3 protein-coding genes are annotated in these 2,446 nt (G+C 74.5%); 2 read left to right on the forward strand and 1 reads right to left on the reverse strand.

The window, feature by feature from the left end; genetic code table 11:
* Nucleotides 1–123: 123 nt before the first annotated feature.
* Both L7D48_RS28065 and L7D48_RS28070 read left to right on the forward strand, forming a co-directional pair.
* Complete coding sequence (locus L7D48_RS28065; RefSeq protein ID WP_237883792.1) at nucleotides 124–849, forward strand: siderophore-interacting protein; 726 nt, start codon at nucleotides 124–126, stop codon at nucleotides 847–849.
* Between the two features lie 138 nt (nucleotides 850–987).
* The gene (locus L7D48_RS28070) at nucleotides 988–2,073 is read left to right on the forward strand and encodes a polysaccharide deacetylase family protein (RefSeq protein ID WP_237883794.1); all 1,086 of its coding nucleotides are present in this window, start codon (nucleotides 988–990) and stop codon (nucleotides 2,071–2,073) included.
* A 52-nt stretch (nucleotides 2,074–2,125) separates the two neighbouring features.
* On the opposite strand, the gene L7D48_RS28075 is transcribed toward L7D48_RS28070, so the two are convergent.
* On the reverse strand, nucleotides 2,126–2,329 hold the full coding sequence (locus L7D48_RS28075; RefSeq protein ID WP_237883796.1) for a hypothetical protein: 204 nt from the start codon (nucleotides 2,327–2,329) through the stop codon (nucleotides 2,126–2,128).
* Between the last annotated feature and the right edge of the window lie 117 nt (nucleotides 2,330–2,446).

Genomic DNA, 2,446 nt, shown 5'->3' on the forward strand with positions numbered 1-2,446 from the left:
GAAGGGCGGGGTCGGGCAGGCCGGAGCGGGGGGCGCCGCGAGCACCCCCTGATCTTTAGGTTAGGCTAACCTAACCAAAAAGGCGGCTGTCCGGGGGCACCCCGGGACCGGGGAGGAGAGACCGTGGGGCATGGCTGGGAGGGCGTGGTCCTCAGACTGCTGCGGGGCAGGGACTTCGAGTTCACCGTGACCGCGACCGAGCAGGTCACCGAGCACTATCTGAGGATCCGGATGACGGACGGCGGGATGCTCGCCTCGACCGGCGTCCACCCGACGATGTGGGTCCGCCTCTGGTTCGAGAGCGGGGGCAAACCGCACCAGCGCGCCTACACCCTGGTCGATCCCGACCCCGCGACCGGCACGTTCACCCTGGAGTTCGCGCTGCACGAGGGCATCGCCTGCGACTGGGCGCGCGGCGCGCGGCCGGGCGACACGATCGAGGCCACCGTCCAGGGCACGGGGTTCACCGCGCCGTCGCCCGGACCCTCCCGGCTCCTGGCCGTCGGCGACCCGGCGTCCCTGCCGGCCGTCAACTCGCTGCTGGAAGCCTTCCCCGGCACACCCGCGACCGTCTGGCTGGAGACCGCGCACCCTCAGGACGCCGAACTGCCGCTGCGGCTCGGGCCCGGCCCGCACGAGGTGCGGTGGGTCCCGCGCCGGGACGCCGGCGCCCATCTGGTGGCCGAGGTGACCGCGGCCCTGCCGAAGCTGCTGGAGGACGAGCCGGCCCCTTACGTCTGGATCGCCTGCGACACCGCCACCACCCGCGCCCTCGCCTCGTACGCGCGCAAGGAACTCGGCGTGCCGAAGGACAGGGTGCACGCGCTGGGCTACTGGCGCGCCACCTGACGCGCGGTCCCGGGGGCGGGCCGGTGGCGGGGCCGGCGCACCGCCACCCGGCCGGGCGTCACCCGGGCCGGGGGTGGCGGTAGTCCGACAAGAGCAGCATCCCGCGCGACCGTCCCGGATCGTCGTTACGTTCCGATCATGACCGTCTCCGTGCGCCGCACCGCCCGTCCCCTGACCGCTCTCGCCCTGGTCGCCGCCGCGGCGGCGGGCTGCGCGGGCCCGGGTGGCGATACCACCCGGGCCGGCGCGTCCCCGGCCGCGCCCTCCTCACCGGCGGCCTCGGAGGAGGGCTCCGGGCAGGGCGACTTCTCCGCCTCCCCGCGCTCCTCCGTCTCCCGCCCGGACGGCGACGGCCAGGACGCGTCGCCCTCCGACCGGTACGCCACCCTGCCCGCCTCCATCAGCGGCCGGGTACCCGTCTTCCGGCACGGCCCGCGCCCCGGGGCCCCGCGGGCCGACGGCGACGAGGGCGGGAAGCCGGAGGAGAAGGAGGACGAGAAGCCCGAGGAGGACGGCGAGAACCGGGAGAAGCGGGAGAAGAACGAGAAGGCCGAGAAGAGCGGCGACAAGGAGGACAAGGTCGTGGCGCTGACCTTCGACGCCGCCCTGTCCGCCGAGGACCGCGAGCGGGCCGAGGAGGAGGGCAAGCGCCACGACAACCCCGGGCTCGTCTCCGCCCTGCGCCGCGAGAAGGTCCCGGCGACCGTCTTCATGTCGGGCCTGTGGGCGCAGACCTACAAGCACCAGGCGCGCTCCATCGGCCGCGACGACCTGTTCGAGGTCGGCAACCTCTCCCACTCCCACCGCGCCTTCACCGGCGACTGCCGCGACCTCCCCGCGCTCGCGCCCGACAAGCAGCTCGCGGACGTACGCAAGGGGCGCAGGGCCATCCGCGCGGCGGGAGTGAAGAACCTGACGCCCTACTTCCGCTTCCCCGGCGGCTGCTTCGACGACCGCTCCCGGCGGGCGATCGCCCCGGCGGAGGTGACGGCGGTTGCCGGCGACGTGGTGGCGCCGGACGCCGGGGAGAAGGATCCGAAGAAGGTGGCCGAGCGGGTGATGAAGGACATCAGGCCGGGCTCGGTGGTCGTACTGAACTGCGACCGCGAGAAGGCGCCCGCCACCGAGAAGGCCGTGCGCCGGATCGTCCCGGAACTGAGGGAGCGCGGATACCGCATCGTGCACGTCTCGGAGATGATCGCCTCGGCCATGGGCCGGGACTGAGCCACGGCCCCGGCGGTTCCGTCCTGCTCCCTCCGGCTCCGCCCGGGCCCGTTCAGCAGGAGCAGGCGACGCGTTCGGCCTCGTGCCACTCGCACACCGGGCACAGCGTCGCGCCGCGCGTGCTCGCCGGGTAGTCGGTCGGCTCGCCGCACTGCACGCACATGGCCCGCTCCTCGCGCCCGGCGCCGTCGGGGGCGGCGACGGCGTCCGGGACGGCCGTCGTCTCGGGTGCGGTCCAACCGGATACGAACTCCATACGGCCGAGGGTACTCCCGGCCCCGCCCGCCGGCGGCCTCGCGCGAAAACGGGTGCGGACGCCTCGGCGGCGGCTGGCACACTGGCCCCGTGAGCACCTCCGACGCCCCCTCCACCG

Origin of the sequence: Streptomyces sp. ICN903 (assembly GCF_022015835.1) — a bacterium.
GTDB classification, from domain to species: Bacteria; Actinomycetota; Actinomycetes; order Streptomycetales; family Streptomycetaceae; genus Streptomyces; species Streptomyces fenghuangensis.